Source organism: Kamptonema animale CS-326 (assembly GCF_028330895.1).
In the GTDB taxonomy this organism is placed as follows: domain Bacteria; phylum Cyanobacteriota; class Cyanobacteriia; order Cyanobacteriales; family Microcoleaceae; genus Kamptonema; species Kamptonema formosum.
Genome location: NZ_JAQMUA010000105.1, coordinates 19,353 through 33,525, shown reverse-complemented (window position 1 = coordinate 33,525; position 14,173 = coordinate 19,353). Strand labels below are relative to the sequence as shown.

Sequence of the window (14,173 nt, the reverse complement as noted above, 5' to 3'; positions counted from 1 at the left end):
TGGTCGAATATGGTGGTAATTATTTAATCGAGGAAAATGGCTCAGTTCGAGAAAATCCAGGAATGAATGTAATGATGGCAAGTCATCAACTTACACCTGCAATTGCTCATCATTCGGGAACGAGCTTTGCTGCTCCCCGCGTTGCTCACAAAATGGCGCGTATTCTCTATGATATGCAGTCTTTTGGTTTTGATAATATTTCTGCATCTTTACTGAAAGCATTGACTGTTAATTCTGCTATTTATCCACCCTATTATGGAAATTTTGATAATTTTAAACAAGCGATGGATGAGGTTCAGCCTAAGCATTGGTTAAATATTGTTGGTTACGGAATACCAGATGATATCAGAGCAACAGAGTGTGATCCTTATACAGCAATTCTATTGTTTCAAGGTGAGATTGAACCGAATACAGTTGATTATTTTGATATTCCTGTTCCTGAGTGTTTAGCACACGCACAAACGGGAATAAAACGGTTAACTGTAACAGTAGTTCACGCACCTAAAGTTCAGAGATGGGGACTAGAAACTTATTTAGGAACAACGTTAAAATGGCGAATGTTTCGAGGAGATGTGGACAAGGAAGATATTATTCAATCTATGTCTATCGAAGGAGATGAAGATGATGAAGAAACAGCAAAGAAACAGAAAGAGTTAGATTTTTTCCCAGGTATTAACCTGCGTTCTAGAGGAACGGTTCAACATGGGGTCTGCGAGTGGAAACAACATAAGTTAGAATACAGCCAAAATTGCTACACATTAGCTATAGCTGCTTATAAAAAATGGGACAATCAACCTGTACCTTACGCAGTCGTTGTACGCCTCGAAGACACAACACAAACGGCTCAAGTCTATGCTGAAGTGCAGAATATCATAACGCAACTTGAAATCCAAACAACAACTAGAGTATAAAAATGTGTTTGCCGCTCGACTTTATGTCACGCTGATAAGTTACTTCTGATTAAAATTGCGAAGGTGGGGTCGAAAGTGAGTCCTGTTGTATCCTCAGAAGATAATGACATTAATTTGTCAACACGGACAACAATCTGTCAACGTGGACAAATAATTTGACAATCGACAACTGCGGGGCAAAACCTGATTTGTTAACTCTGGTTTTTTCAATGGACACAACAGGACTCGAACCTGTGACCCCTACGATGTCAACGTAGTGCTCTAACCAACTGAGCTATGCGTCCGCACCATTTATAAACTTAGCACAGCTTTTTCCTTAATGTCAAGTCTTTTTTAGCTCTATTTATTTCAGCCCCGGCAGGATGAACCCGCTAGGGCTGAATTTTGAGCAATCCCTTAACAACTGGGAAAAATCCCAAAGAAATTGCCTATGGTGTCCATTTTAGACCTCATAGGTCTTCTTACCGGTAAATTTCACAGTAATCGGATCGGGATTACTGCCGATATTACGGTCAACCTTGCCTACATAAGGGCGGCCTTCATTCACCTTCTCAGGGAAAACGCCATCCTTGGGATGCAGGTACTCCGTCGAACCGTCGGGAAAAATGCGGTAAATCTTGTAATTCGTGATTTTGAACTTGGCCCGCAGTTGTTGACCGCCTAAAGCAATGCACTGCTCTTTACGAGGTAAATACAGCAGATTGTCGCCTTGACGCATAATGGCCGCGCCGCCAGTAGGCATCTCAAACACTTGCTCCTTGGGGCTACTCCAAGTAATAGCGTACTTTTCTTCGACTAGCGCCTTGGTCAGCAAGCCGCCGGTGCTGCCGCCGAAAATGGGGGGTTGTCCAGTGAGTTGTTCTGCCATAGATATTTCTGAAGATTTTTACGGCATAGTATCACTCAGAGGTTCCTTGTCTGTTCAAATCGTAAGGAACTGTAACAGTTAGGTGCGGAGCGGGAGCATGGGGGCTCGGTGGCCCGGAGTGCAGGAGAGCGCACAGAGGAAGCGGGAAGAGGTGAGAATGGGTCTAAATTCTATCCTGAAAAGCTGATTTACTTTCGGATTGTAGTAGAACTGAGTAATAATTTTAAGAGCTTTTTTCTACCAGATTAAATTATCTGCTTTCTTGTTGACTAGACTTATATACTAATAATATAACGCCGCATCTGGCTGGTAAATTTACCGCTAATAATGCAGGGTTATCAATTAATTAGTCAGCTCTATTCTTACTTAAGGAGAAACTCATGCCGCTAAAAAATTATGGTGTTTTAAAAGGTCGGCCTGTAGGCAGCCGTTTAGCTAAAATGTCTAATGCTCATTATCACATCCATCTAGTTTCAAAGGATACGGACTACCGCATTGCTATTAATGTTCAATCCAAACTAGAACCATCGGAACTTGAGTATTTAGTAGATGAAAATTTCTCTCACCCCCTATTAACTGGTTTGTTAGATTTGCCTTGGGGATTCAATGCTGTGGAAAGAAAGCCTGGGGGTTTGGCTTTGGATTTTATTCGAGGCAATTTATTCGATCGCAAAAACATGATTCCCCTGCCCTTTGATATACCGGGCGTTGACAATGATTTAAATGAAAAAATTGACAAGTATGTAGAAAGAGCGATGGCCGATGAAAATGCTCTGATTTATGCTTTTGGTGAAAAATGGGGCCCCGAAACTATTAAGGATAAAATCTTTGGCTTTTTGCCTGGTAATGGGATTCACGATATCCACATGAATCAGGGTAATGTTGGTAAATTTAGCTCTGATGATGGCGTGTGGCAAGATGGGGGAATGTTGATACATTTCCCGTCGGATAATCGCTGGGTGGCTATTTTTCTAAAGTTTCAGTCGCAAACTTGGCACACTGATGATACAACTGGACACCAAATTGAGACTATCGCTGCACCGATTTCAGGCGGGTTTTTGGAGAAACCGCAGCAGATGGCTAAGGTGGAAGAACATGATGATGTTATTCGCATTGTGGCGGCTTTGGTAAATCCGATTGGTACTGATGCTGGCAAGGAAACAGTGACTTTACTTAATACTTGTTCGCAGGGGATTGACTTGAAGGGATGGGCGATCGCAGATAAGTTTAAGAATAAGTTTACTCTCTCTGGTACTGTGGCTGCGGGTGCAACTTTTGTGGTGACGTTGCCAGCTAATGTACAGCTTAGTAGTAAGGGTGGTATTATTACGTTGTTGAATAACCAAGGCTTGAAGGTTCACGGAGTCTCCTATACTCAGCAGCAATCAGAGCGTGAGGGTTGGACGATTGTATTTTAATGGCTAATGGCTAATGGCTAATGGCTAATGGTTAATGGCTAATGGTTAATGGCTTATTAACCATCTCCCCTATCTTCCCTATCTTCCCCTCTCCCCCTCTTTCCCTAGTCCCTAGCCTCTAGCCCCTAGTCCCTTCTTCGGTAATTGAATTGGTCAGGAGGAAGAATGAACTTTTACCTTGGGCTAGATTTCGGTACTTCCGGGGCGCGGGCTATAGCAATTGATGCTGGCGGTAAAATCTATGCAGAGGTTTGTTATCCTTTTGACGGTTCTCAAAACGCGATGCCTGCGGCTGGCGTAGCTGCGGAGCCTCCCTCAAATCTACAAAAAACTCCGCAATTTGAATTATCCTCTATATGGCAGAGTGCGCTAGTTTCTCTGATCGCGCAAATTCCCCTAGAAATCCGCCGTGAAGTAAGAGCGATCGCGATTGATGGTACATCTTCAACTGTAATGCTATGCGACGCTGACGGTAAGCCTGTGGCTGCCCCCATGCTCTACAATGATGCGCGAGGGGTAGCGGTGATGGATAAGCTAAGTGCGATGGTTGCTGCTGACTACCCCTACGCGCCTCCCAACCCCACAGTATTAAGCGCTACCTCTAGTCTGGCAAAACTCCTGTGGTTAACAAGAGATTTAACAAATAAGTTATCTGTCTCTCAGAGGCTTTATTTCCTGCATCAAGCTGACTGGCTGAGTTTTTTACTACACGGGAAAATCGGTGTCAGCGATTATCATAATGCTTTGAAATTGGGTTATGACGTGGCTAATCTATGTTACCCGGAATGGTTGACAGATGCGATCGCTACTATTCCCCAGATCGCAATTCAGTTACCGGAAGTTGTCGCGCCAGGTACGATCGTAGGAGAGATCACAGCAGAAATGCGCGATCGCTTTTCTTTCCCCAGCGATTGTATAGTGCGTGCAGGCACAACTGACAGTATTGCAGCATTTTTAGCTAGCGGCGCGAAAACCATCGGCGAAGCTAGTACATCCTTGGGTTCTACCCTAGTGTTGAAATTATTAAGCCGCACCCGCGTTGATGATGCCAAGTATGGAATTTACAGTCACAAATTAGGTGATTTATGGCTAGTTGGAGGCGCTTCTAATACAGGTGGTGCTGTGTTGCGGCACTTTTTTACTGATGCTGAATTAGATAAATTTAGCAAAAAAATCGCTCCTAGTCAAGAGAGTTTACTTGATTATTATCCATTATTAAAACCTGGCGATCGCTTTCCAATTAACGACCCTAATTTACCACCAAAACTAGAACCTCGCCCCGATGACCCAGTAGAATTTTTACACGGTTTGCTGGAAAGCATGGCGCGGATTGAAGCGCGAGGTTATCAATTATTGCAAGAGTTAGGTGCAACTCCTTTAACACAGGTTTATACTGCTGGCGGCGGTGCGAAAAATCCTATTTGGACTGCTATTCGTTCGCGGCTGCTAAAAGTACCTATAATTACACCAATTCACACAGCGGCGGCCTATGGAACGGCATTATTGGCGATGGATAAGGAGAATAACAGACCTCATCTTATTGACTATTAATAATGTCAGTTCACTTTTTGCAACGGTGCAGTTCTCGGATCGAGGATTTTTTGACCAGAACCAGAAAACCTAATCGCCAAAGTAAATTTATCGCCAGTTCCTAAAATATAGGTGACTTGTCCCAGTCCAAAAGAGGAATGAACAACGCGATCTCCTACCTTCCAATCCATTAATTTTGTATTCCCAGTTTTGCCTTTCAAATTATTAGATGGCGCTTGCGAAATAGGTGTTTTAGCTGTCTTTTTCTTAACGGTATTTCCGGTCAAAAACTCTCTCGGTAATTCTCCTAAAAATATCGAAGGAATAGCTAACTGCTTATTCCCCCAAGTGCGGCGCTCTATGGTATAAGTAATAAACAATCTTTCCTGAGCCCGAGTAATCCCAACATAACAAAGTCGGCGTTCCTCCTCCAAAGCAATAGGATCGTCTAAACTGCGAAAATGAGGCAACAATCCCTGTTCCATTCCCACCAAAAACACTACTGGAAATTCTAACCCTTTTGCAGCGTGGAGAGTCATCAAAGAAACCCGCGATTCTTCGTCTTTCATGCTATCCATATCCGAACTCAAAGCAGCACTTGCTAAGAAATTTTCTAGCTTAGCTTCTTCGGCATTTTCTTCTTGAAATTGCTGTACTGCATTGTATAGTTCTTTGATGTTTTCTATGCGATCTTCGGCTTCATCAGTGCCTTGTTTTTTTAACTCATCAATGTAACCAGATTCTTCTAAAATACCTTGGACAACCTCAGAAGCAGAGGTATTTGCCACTTCCTCTTGCCACTTTCGGATCGTCCGCATAAATTCAATAATCGGCTTAGCAGTCCGCCCTGCTAAAGTGTTAACAGATTCTTCATCAACTAGAATATCCCACAGCGGAATATTCAATTGCTGAGCAGCTTGTACTAACCTATCTGTGGTAGCTTTGCCAATACCACGCCGAGGTGTGTTGATAATTCGTAACAGGCTGACAGTATCGGCAGGATTAACAATTAATCTTAAATAGGCTAACACATCTTTAACTTCTTTGCGGTCATAAAACTTCAAGCCGCCAACTAAATTGTAAGGTATACTCCACCGCACTAGACACTCTTCAAAGTTGCGCGATTGGGCATTTGTGCGGTATAATATAGCAAAATCGCCCCATTTTAATTCGGGGTTTTTCCGCACCATTCCTGTAATTTCATTGGTGACAAATTCGGCCTCTTGAATTTCATCATCCGCACGCTCTACACAAATTGGTTCTCCCTCGCCGCGAGTTGGGCGCAATACTTTATCGATGCGTTCGGTGTTGTTTTCAATAAGGGCGTTAGCGGCGTGTAAAATGTTGTCTCTGGAGCGATAATTCTCCTCTAATTTTACCATTGTCCGGGTATCATCGTCTGCCAAGCCGTCGCCAAAGTCTTTCTGAAAATCGAGCAGAATTTTGAAGTCTGCCATGCGGAAAGAATAAATTGCTTGATCTACATCACCAACTACAAAAATTGAGCGTCTTTCCCAGTTTGCAAAGGTTTTTGGATCTTCATTATTTGTGGCTAACAAGCGAATTAAGTCATACTGGACGCGGTTGGTATCTTGGTATTCATCTACTAAAATGTGGCTAAATTTTTGATGCCAGTAACCCAATACTGACTCGTTTTGACTGAACAATTGTACGGGTACGCGAATTAAATCATCGAAGTCTAGTCCGTTGTTAGCAGCGAGAGCATCTTGATAAAGATTGTAGGCATCAGCGATTACTTTTCCCCGATAATTAGGTTGTTCTAATTCGACTTCTCTGGGAGATAAGCCTTGGTTTTTAGCATTGCTAATTGCGTAGCGAACATTACGGGGTTCAAATTTTTTGTCGTCCAGATTTAGCTGTCTGGTGACGATATCTTTCACCAGACTTTGAGCATCTGATTCATCAATGATGGAGAAATTTTTTCGCCAGCGACGACCTTTTTCATCTTGAAATTTCTCGATGTCGTAGCGGAGAATCCGAGCACAAAGACTGTGAAATGTACCTACCCACAGAGGTTTAATATAAGTTTTATAAACGCGCGATCGCAGTCTTGCCTGTTCATCAGGTGCTAATGCTTCTAATGGTTTACCATATTTCGCCTCAGCTTGCCCAGTTGCAAACAATTTCTCTATTCTCTCTTTCATTTCCCGCGCCGCTTTGTTCGTAAAAGTTACGGCGAGGATATTATCAGGATCGACTCGATGGGTGCGAATTAAATTAGCAACTCGATAGGTTAGAGCTCGCGTTTTGCCCGAACCTGCGCCTGCTACTACTAATAATGGGCCGCAAAAATGCTCGACGGATTGGCGCTGTGAGGGGTTGAGTTGGCTGAGAAAATCAGTAGTTGGTGTCATGGCGATGTGAGTGCGGGCCCCAGGGCGTTGTTGCAAGAGACAGAAATAATCTCTATAGACTAGGCTACCATTTTCTGCACAAATTGTACACTCCCTGCCCTGATAGATAGCTGTTAATTGCTCACTAATCGCGCCGTTTTCCCCTTTTTACCTAGCTCTACCAGTGCGCTCTTTAGCCTTGTCATAAGCAGGATCGTGTTCCTCAAAACTAATAATAAACACTCGTTTAGGAGTTGGGGATTCATATATCCGATAAACCAACCGATAGGAAACACCATTCCAGTCTATCTCCAAAGTGCGGTAGTCATCCAGTCGCCCTTTTAATGCGTGGTTAGGAAACCCCTTGCAATTATAAGGATCTTCACTCAAGATAACTTTATAAAACTCCTCGTAGAGCGCTCTAAGTTCATCTGGTAAAGCGGGTAAATCCTCACTCCTAAACTTCTGGTGACTCTTCAAAAGATACTTGCTGCGTGAAGCCATATTTTTTTAAACAGCGGTTAATAGCATCTACATCAATTTCTTGCCCGATTTCCATCTCGGTTATCCAGGTATCAGAACTCTCCAAAAATTCTAATTCTTCCTTAGTTAGCTCTTTTGGTTCCCTGGAAATATTTTTTTCACTATCAGGCCAAGCTTCATCAGGTATCTGAAGACCGCTCTCAGCAGCTTTAATAGTTCTTCGCAATAAATCTTGATGCGCCTTGTAGTCGTGTGGTGCAACTTCAAGTTCTAATTCCATACTTTCCACTAGATATTTTAATTTCTCAAACACATTTTCGAGAGGATGTTTTGCTATCTGTTCTGTTGGTGCATGGCTGACTTCTGACATAGTTTTGTACCACTATTTTTGCAACTTTTAACTATTTTATCATTTAACAGATAGTTTTTGCTTAAGCCAGCCTCCAACCAAAATCGCTGCCAGAATTCCTAATAGGAACCCAAGAGGGACAATTACACCCCCAGCTACCCAATTTTTAGGCTGACTCTGAGCTATCTCTGGGGATGCTTTTTCTCAACACTCTGCTAAAATCTGCTGGGGAATTATCTTGAGTACCAGCCACATTCCGAGCGGTACAATAATCCTATCAGTAATCGCACTTGCTAAGTTGTCAAAATTAATCATTCAAGATTCATATCTTTTTCCATCGCAGGTACGATGGCTTGTTCTGATTTAACTGGCACACCTCGATATTTCATCCCTGCTGTCACCACAGTAGTATTTTTTAGCTTCGGAGTTCTCCAAATTTGACCGCGATATTTGCCTGCGATCTCTCCATCGCAGACTTCAACTGGGGGAGGGAGAGCTTCATAGTTAGCACCGCGATAAGTGAGAATTTTCTTCTCTTCATCATCAACAGGATGAATTGACTCCAATAGCCTTCTACTAGCTAAAATTACAAAGATTAAAAGCAATGCCTTGATTTGCCAAGGAGCTAAAAACAAACTTATAATTAAGCTGATCGTGACAATTGTTCCGGCAAGATAGGCTGCTTCGTTAGCGCAATTCTTAAAGATAAAAGTCACTGCGAGAGCAATTACCAAAGGAGTAACAAAAAACCAAGTCATTCAATCACCTCTGAGCTAGAAGTCAAATTTACAGGACTTAAGCATTACTCACGAATAATCAAAATTTGGCATTGCTTTGGGCTGGCTTCCTACCCTTGCGACTGCGCGATGCTTGATTCCTAATCACAGAAAATGGTAGTGAGTGGGTAAATCCTGATTTTTATTAATATAAGACAGTGTAGGCAAAAAAACACTCCTCCTTTATGAAAAATACTTTTTTCCCAAAATGGGTCTGTTGTAGAGATAGACTCAGGGAGAGCCTGGGCGATCGCAGAAGGCAGAGGTGGAAGCCAGAAGCGCAGAAAGCTTTTATTATCTAGAAGGGCAGCTATGGTCTAAGATTTAGCAATCTTGAAGACCTGAAGGGAAATCCAATCAAAACAATGGTTTGAGCAATTAAGAAGGTCAAGAGTCACCTTGGCGGTTGCTATAAGTTGCGAAAAGTGTAACCAACCGGATCTCTGCGAATTGCGATGGCACAGTAAGAGTATGCCATCTGTTCTATGTGAGGAAAATAAGATTTATGAATCGAATTAGCGCATCCACCTACCAAATTAAACCCCGGAGTCTGTTGACAGCTTTATGTTTAACTCTGAGTTTGATCAGTTTTACTGGTTTAGACCCCGCAATGGCGCAGGAGCAACGCCTGAGAACGCTAACGGTGACTGGTAGGGGTATGGAAGCAATTCCTACTACTTTAACTCAAGTGCGTTTGGGAGTTGAGGTGCAGGGACAAACGGCGGCGCAGGTGCAGCAGGAAGCGGCGAAGCGATCGGCGGCGGTGGTGTCGCTGTTGCGATCGCGTAATGTAGACAAATTGGAAACTACTGGGATTACGCTCAGTCCTATGTACAACTATGAGAATAATCAGCAAAAGTTGATCGGATATGTTGCTACTAATACTGTTAGTTTTCGCATCAATACTGAATCTGCGGGGACTTTGTTGGATGATGCGGTGAAGGCGGGGGCGACGCGGATTGATGGGGTGAGTTTTGTAGCGGCGGAAAGCGCGATCGCATCGGCCCAGCAGCAAGCGCTACGGGAAGCAACTCAAGATGCTCAAATTCAAGCGGATGCGGTTTTAGGGGCGCTGAACCTCAAGCGAGGTGAGGTTGTCAGCGTTCAGGTGAATGGTGCGAGTCCCCCACCACCAATATTTCAGCCTCGTTTTGCGGCCGCACGCAACGATAAGGATGCTTCGACTCCCGTAGTCGGAGGGGAACAGCAGGTGGAAGCGTCGGTGACTTTGCAAATTAGTTATTAATGGCGATCGCTTAATCTTTGTCATCTGTCATCCACAGTTGGGAGGACAGATGCAAAGCGCGATCGCGCTTCTTCCCTCAACTTGCATCCGATGGCCTCAATTTCCCTTCTTCCCCTAGCCCCTAGCCCCTAGGGCGTGTTTTCAAACTCGTTATATTATGGAAAATAGGCGATCGCAAACAATTAACGCTCATGAACCCAGGAGACTTAAGTACCGAACAGTGGGAGATGTTAAAACCGCTACTTCCCCCACTTAAACCCCGAACAGGAAAACCCAATCGCGACCACCGACAAGTGGTGAACGGCATTCTCTGGATACTCAGAACAGGAGCCCCCTGGCGAGACCTGCCAGAACGTTATGGAAAGTGGCAAAGCGTGGCAACACGGTTTTATCGGTGGCAAAAAGCCGGTATTTGGCAGCAAGTCTTAGAACGTTTGCAAGCCTCGGCAGATCGACAAGGAAACTTAGATTGGGAGGTTCATTACGTCGATGGCACCGTAATTCGTGCCCACCAACACGCCGCTGGTGGAAAAAAGGGGGCTCAGCCGAGGAGAAACTAGGTCGTTCCAGAGGTGGTTTTAGTACCAAAATACACATCCGTTGTGAGGGTAAAGGCAAACCGATAACTTTTCTTCTGAGTCCTGGTCAACTTATGAAGTCAATATTTTTAGAACAATTGATGGAACAAGGAGCCGTCAAGCGTTCGGGTGCAGGTCGTCCGCGTCTACGTCCTTCAAGAGTGGTAGGGGACAAAGGTTATACAGGTCGTCGCCTCCGTAGTTATCTACGTCGTCGTGGTATCCGTTTTACCATCCCACGACTCTCAAATGAACCCCGTCGAGGCCCTTTTAGCCGTGAAATCTATCGTCAACGTAACATTATTGAACGTGCTATCAACCGACTCAAACAATTTCGCCGTATCGCAACTCGATATGAGAAGCTGGCAGCAAATTATACAGCCATGATTACGATCGCCTGCATTCTGTTGTGGTTATAGTTTGAAAACACGCCCTAGCCCCTAGCTATACAATAGTTAAAACCAAGTAGTTGAAAACCATGAAACAACTGACTAGAATTACCCTTAACCCAGAAGTAATGGGCGGAAAACCCTGCATTCGCGGTTTACGAGTCACTGTTGGTACGATAGTCGGATTGATGGCATCGGGACACTCACCTTCCGGCATTTTGCAAGCTTATCCCTACCTAGAAGAAGCAGATATATACGAAGCGCTTGCCTATGCAGCGTGGCGAGTTGAAGAAGTGGAAATTCCTATCAAAATAGCGTGAAAATTTTGATTGACATGAACCTGTCACCTGAATGGACTCTCGTATTTGGTAAATATGGAATAGAGTCTCTTCATTGGTCTACAGTTGGCGATCCTCGTGCCACAGATCGCGTTATTATGAACTGGGCGCGGGTGAATGGCTATGCAGTTTTCACTCACGACTTAGATTTTGGCGCACTGCTAGCCGCCACCCAAGCTGATGCTCCCAGTGTAATTCAAGTGCGTATTCAAGATGTACTGCCTGCTAATTTAGAGAGTTTAATTGTCGAAGTGTTGCATCAATTCGAGTCACAAATTGAGTCGGGGGCACTAATTTCTGTAGATGAAACGCGCTCTAGAGTCAGAATTCTGCCTATTACACCGCGATAACTGCTGGACTAGAGATTGCTTCTTACCTCGCAAAGACAAACATTTCACATCGACTACATCCTCACGTCATTGCATAAGGCCCATTTCGCAATACCTCAGCCAATTCATCATTATTATCTCGCAAACCTTGGTAAAAAAAGAACGCCTCACCTTTAATTCCACAAGCACGGTTGTAAGCGATCGCCTGCAACAAATGCTCAGGACTCATCCGGTAAGACGTACCCCTATTCACCAACAAAATCCCCGGAGAAAAACACTCCAATTGCTCAGCCGTAAACTGCAACACTAATTTATCCACCAGTTGCTTATAACTCTTAAAATCGCGCCGATATAATTGCGGGTGAATCATATCCACCAACTTTCTCTCAACCCAAGCTTTACTATCTTGTAAATATTCAATCAAACCCCAATCATAGGGGCTAGGCGACATCGATACCAACAAATTTGGATTAATCGCTTTCACTTCCCGGTAGAGACGAGCCAAAAAATCAGTGATAATATCCGCACGCCACTGTAACCATTGCCCATTTTTAGCATTCTGCGGCGGATCGCGATCAGACATCTGGCGATAAAGCTCAACAGTTTTACTATCGTACCCACCCTCACAGGGAAGTGCAAAGCGATCGTCACCTTGAACCCCATCCACCTCGTAATTCTTAGCCACTTCCAACACTAAACTCAGCAAAAAATTCTGCACTTCCCCATCTAACGCATTCATCCACTCAAAATTATTCTTCTTAAGCAAATTGCCATTACGATCGACCGCCCCCCATTCCGGTTTCTTCGCCAACAAATGGCCGCCATTAAGATTATAAGAACTTACAAATCCATATTCAAACCAAGGAATTACCTTAATTCCTACCCGCTTCGCCTCAACAATCATTTCCGCTAAAGGGTCGCGACCTTTGTAGCGCGAGTCAATCTCAACCCCAAATTCCTTCCTCATAATTTCAGAAGGATAAACCGTAAAGCCCTTACTCCAAACCACAGGAAATATTACATTAAATCCCGTTCTTGCTAAAAAATCTACAGCCTCACTAATGCGTTGCTTAGAATTAAGAACCTTGCAATCAGTATTCGGTATCCAAACACCCCGCATTTCCATATCATTAATGGTTTTGAGAACTTACGTAACGCCGCCCTGTGGGCGGTATGTTACCGCCCACAGGGCGGTGTTACAACGATCGCGCTGGGCGGGAAATACCCGCCCAATCATCTCACTAACCAACCACTGCCGAAACCTGACTCAAAGCTTCCTTCAAGAGCACCGCCTTATCAGTTTGCTCCCAAGGTAAATCTAAATCGGTACGGCCCAAATGGCCATAAGCTGCCACATCTTGATAGAAACGGCCGCCACGTTCAGCAGCGATCTTCTGCAAATTAAACGCTTGGATAATTCCCGCCGGGCGCAGTTCAAAAAGCTTTTTCACCGCCTCCAACAAGCGATCGTCATCCACCGTACCAGTGCCAAAAGTTTCAATCATCATGCTCACAGGACGAGCCACTCCGATCGCATAACTCAACTGCACTTCACACTTAGAGGCCAACCCAGCCGCCACAATATTCTTCGCCACATAACGAGCCGCATAAGCCGCACTCCGGTCTACCTTGGTGGGGTCTTTCCCTGAAAAAGCGCCACCACCATGACGGGAATAGCCGCCGTAGGTATCCACAATAATTTTGCGTCCCGTCAGTCCAGAATCTCCTTGGGGCCCGCCCACCACAAATTTGCCAGTAGGGTTAACCAGCAAGCGAGTATTAGCATCAGGCTTAACGCTAATATCTGCAAATACTGGCTGCACAACCATAGCCCAAAGGTCTTCCTTAATTTTCGCTTGCACAGCCGCAGGGTCAACAATGTCCGCGATCGCAGCCGTATGTTGCGTAGAAATCAAAATCGTATCAATTCCCACCGGCTTGCCATCTTCATAGGCAACAGTAACTTGACTTTTGCCATCCGGCCGCAGGTATGACAACTGACCAGTTTTCCGCACCGCAGCCAATTGGCGGCAAATCCGGTGCGCTAAACTAATCGGCAAAGGCATCAGTTCCGGCGTTTCATTGCAGGCGAAGCCAAACATCAAACCTTGGTCGCCGGCACCGATCGCATCTAATTCCTCTTCGCTAGCTTCCTCCCGGCTTTCCTGGGCCGTGTTCACACCCTGGGCAATATCAGGAGATTGGGTATCTAGGGCCACTAGCACCGAACAGCTATTAGCCGAAAAACCATTGTCGGCATCGACATAGCCAATATCAGCGATTTTCTTGCGGGCCAATTCTATGTAATTTACTTGGGCTTTGGTCGTAATTTCGCCCGTAATCAGCACTAAGCCTGTGTTGACGACAACTTCGGCAGCAACGCGGCTTTTAGGGTCTTCGGTCAATAAGGCATCTAAGATAGTATCTGAAATTTGATCGCAGATTTTATCGGGATGGCCTTCGGTAACAGATTCAGAAGTAAACAGGTAGCGGCGAGACAAGAATAGTTCCTCCTTTGATGAGGGCTAGTTTGAGCAGGCTATTGAACTTAGTTTCAACGTGAATTTACCTTGAAACTCCCCAGTCTGAGGGCACGGGTATCCT

The 14,173-nt window shown here is 44.5% G+C and carries 13 protein-coding genes, 1 tRNA gene and 1 pseudogene; 7 read left to right on the top strand and 8 right to left on the bottom strand.

Annotation, left to right across the window (positions count from 1 at the left end; translation table 11 throughout):
* On the top strand, positions 1-911 hold a 911-nt coding region (locus tag PN499_RS06130), incomplete at its 5' end, for a S8 family serine peptidase (protein ID WP_272030804.1).
* A 210-nt stretch (positions 912-1,121) separates the two neighbouring features.
* Here PN499_RS06130 and PN499_RS06125 read toward each other — a convergent pair.
* A tRNA-Val gene (locus PN499_RS06125) sits at positions 1,122-1,195 on the bottom strand.
* A gap of 158 nt (positions 1,196-1,353) precedes the next feature.
* Entirely contained in the window at positions 1,354-1,779 is a 426-nt protein-coding gene (gene psaD / locus PN499_RS06120; protein WP_272030803.1) for a photosystem I reaction center subunit II PsaD, read from the bottom strand.
* Positions 1,780-2,159: 380 nt separating this feature from the next.
* Between psaD and PN499_RS06115 the strand changes: the two genes are divergently transcribed.
* A complete protein-coding gene (locus PN499_RS06115) occupies positions 2,160-3,197 on the top strand; it encodes a DUF2278 family protein (protein WP_272030802.1) in 1,038 nt (345 codons plus the stop codon).
* Positions 3,198-3,362: 165 nt separating this feature from the next.
* Positions 3,363-4,748, top strand: coding sequence for an FGGY-family carbohydrate kinase (locus PN499_RS06110; protein WP_272030801.1), 1,386 nt, complete (start codon positions 3,363-3,365; stop codon positions 4,746-4,748).
* A gap of 5 nt (positions 4,749-4,753) precedes the next feature.
* On the opposite strand, the gene pcrA is transcribed toward PN499_RS06110, so the two are convergent.
* From pcrA to PN499_RS06090, 4 genes are all read right to left on the bottom strand, one after another.
* The gene (pcrA, locus tag PN499_RS06105) at positions 4,754-7,102 is read right to left on the bottom strand and encodes a DNA helicase PcrA (RefSeq protein ID WP_272030800.1); all 2,349 of its coding nucleotides are present in this window, start codon (positions 7,100-7,102) and stop codon (positions 4,754-4,756) included.
* Between the two features lie 147 nt (positions 7,103-7,249).
* Positions 7,250-7,561, bottom strand: coding sequence for a hypothetical protein (locus tag PN499_RS06100; protein ID WP_272030799.1), 312 nt, complete (start codon positions 7,559-7,561; stop codon positions 7,250-7,252).
* The gene (locus tag PN499_RS06095; protein ID WP_272030798.1) at positions 7,539-7,934 is read right to left on the bottom strand and encodes a hypothetical protein; all 396 of its coding nucleotides are present in this window, start codon (positions 7,932-7,934) and stop codon (positions 7,539-7,541) included. Before PN499_RS06095 ends, PN499_RS06100 begins: the two co-directional genes overlap by 23 nt.
* 290 nt (positions 7,935-8,224) lie before the next feature.
* On the bottom strand, positions 8,225-8,671 hold the full coding sequence (locus PN499_RS06090; RefSeq protein ID WP_272030797.1) for a DUF4278 domain-containing protein: 447 nt from the start codon (positions 8,669-8,671) through the stop codon (positions 8,225-8,227).
* A gap of 523 nt (positions 8,672-9,194) precedes the next feature.
* On the opposite strand from PN499_RS06090, the gene PN499_RS06085 reads away from it, so the two are divergent.
* The 4 genes and pseudogenes from PN499_RS06085 to PN499_RS06070 all read left to right on the top strand — a co-directional run bounded on the left by PN499_RS06085 (position 9,195) and on the right by PN499_RS06070 (position 11,590).
* A complete protein-coding gene (locus PN499_RS06085; protein ID WP_272030796.1) occupies positions 9,195-9,935 on the top strand; it encodes an SIMPL domain-containing protein in 741 nt (246 codons plus the stop codon).
* A 191-nt stretch (positions 9,936-10,126) separates the two neighbouring features.
* Positions 10,127-10,932, top strand: a pseudogene (locus tag PN499_RS06080) (IS5 family transposase).
* A gap of 59 nt (positions 10,933-10,991) precedes the next feature.
* On the top strand, positions 10,992-11,222 hold the full coding sequence (locus PN499_RS06075) for a DUF433 domain-containing protein (protein WP_272030795.1): 231 nt from the start codon (positions 10,992-10,994) through the stop codon (positions 11,220-11,222).
* Positions 11,219-11,590, top strand: coding sequence for a DUF5615 family PIN-like protein (locus PN499_RS06070; protein WP_272030794.1), 372 nt, complete (start codon positions 11,219-11,221; stop codon positions 11,588-11,590). The genes PN499_RS06075 and PN499_RS06070 overlap by 4 nt, the downstream gene beginning before the upstream one ends.
* Positions 11,591-11,651: 61 nt before the next feature.
* On the opposite strand, the gene PN499_RS06065 is transcribed toward PN499_RS06070, so the two are convergent.
* Together PN499_RS06065 and metK are read right to left on the bottom strand one after the other, a co-directional pair.
* Positions 11,652-12,695 (bottom strand): glycoside hydrolase family 10-like protein, encoded by a 1,044-nt coding sequence (locus PN499_RS06065; RefSeq protein WP_272030793.1) that lies wholly within the window; start codon positions 12,693-12,695, stop codon positions 11,652-11,654.
* Between the two features lie 115 nt (positions 12,696-12,810).
* Positions 12,811-14,070, bottom strand: coding sequence for a methionine adenosyltransferase (metK, locus tag PN499_RS06060; RefSeq protein WP_272030792.1), 1,260 nt, complete (start codon positions 14,068-14,070; stop codon positions 12,811-12,813).
* Positions 14,071-14,173 lie beyond the last annotated feature (103 nt).

Excerpts from the sequence above, each read along its gene's own strand:
- psaD (WP_272030803.1), bottom strand. The coding sequence starts at position 1,779 with ATGGCAGAACAACTCACTGGACAACCCCCCATTTTCGGCGGCAGCACC.
- PN499_RS06085 (WP_272030796.1), top strand. The coding sequence starts at position 9,195 with ATGAATCGAATTAGCGCATCCACCTACCAAATTAAACCCCGGAGTCTG.
- PN499_RS06090 (WP_272030797.1), bottom strand. The coding sequence starts at position 8,671 with ATGACTTGGTTTTTTGTTACTCCTTTGGTAATTGCTCTCGCAGTGACT.
- PN499_RS06115 (WP_272030802.1), top strand. The coding sequence starts at position 2,160 with ATGCCGCTAAAAAATTATGGTGTTTTAAAAGGTCGGCCTGTAGGCAGC.
- PN499_RS06110 (WP_272030801.1), top strand. The coding sequence starts at position 3,363 with ATGAACTTTTACCTTGGGCTAGATTTCGGTACTTCCGGGGCGCGGGCT.
- PN499_RS06095 (WP_272030798.1), bottom strand. The coding sequence starts at position 7,934 with ATGTCAGAAGTCAGCCATGCACCAACAGAACAGATAGCAAAACATCCT.
- pcrA (WP_272030800.1), bottom strand. The coding sequence starts at position 7,102 with ATGACACCAACTACTGATTTTCTCAGCCAACTCAACCCCTCACAGCGC.
- PN499_RS06075 (WP_272030795.1), top strand. The coding sequence starts at position 10,992 with ATGAAACAACTGACTAGAATTACCCTTAACCCAGAAGTAATGGGCGGA.
- PN499_RS06065 (WP_272030793.1), bottom strand. The coding sequence starts at position 12,695 with ATGGAAATGCGGGGTGTTTGGATACCGAATACTGATTGCAAGGTTCTT.